The organism is Psychrobacter sp. W2-37-MNA-CIBAN-0211 (assembly GCF_040309405.1).
Lineage (GTDB): Bacteria > Pseudomonadota > Gammaproteobacteria > Pseudomonadales > Moraxellaceae > Psychrobacter > Psychrobacter glaciei.
In genome coordinates this window covers 1-277 of the sequence record NZ_JBEOOU010000161.1, presented here as the reverse complement: position 1 = coordinate 277, position 277 = coordinate 1, and the positions used below count along the sequence as shown (strand labels likewise).

General features: G+C 40.4%; 1 protein-coding gene. It reads right to left on the bottom strand.

The features are described from left to right. Positions 1-25 precede the first annotated feature (25 nt). The coding region (locus AAEY72_RS14720) for a chaperone modulator CbpM (protein ID WP_352311282.1) at positions 26-277 on the bottom strand (252 nt) is incomplete at its 5' end.

Genomic DNA, 277 nt, shown 5'->3' with positions numbered 1-277 from the left:
ACATCCAATAGTCAGCGATATGCCATTATATTTTAAACCGACTTAGTTGCTGTTTTAGCATATGGACTTCATGATCTAATCGGTCTCTTTCATCAAGTAATTGTAAAATTAAACCAATGCCACCCCAGTCGAGTGCCAGATCACGTTGAATGCGCGTGGCTTTTTTAACTTGATGTAAATTCTCGACACTAAATTGCCATGTTTCTATCACCTCGCCCTGCAATGGAATCGCAATACTGTGCTCCACAAGTTCAAGTAGTAAGGCTGAGCTGATATC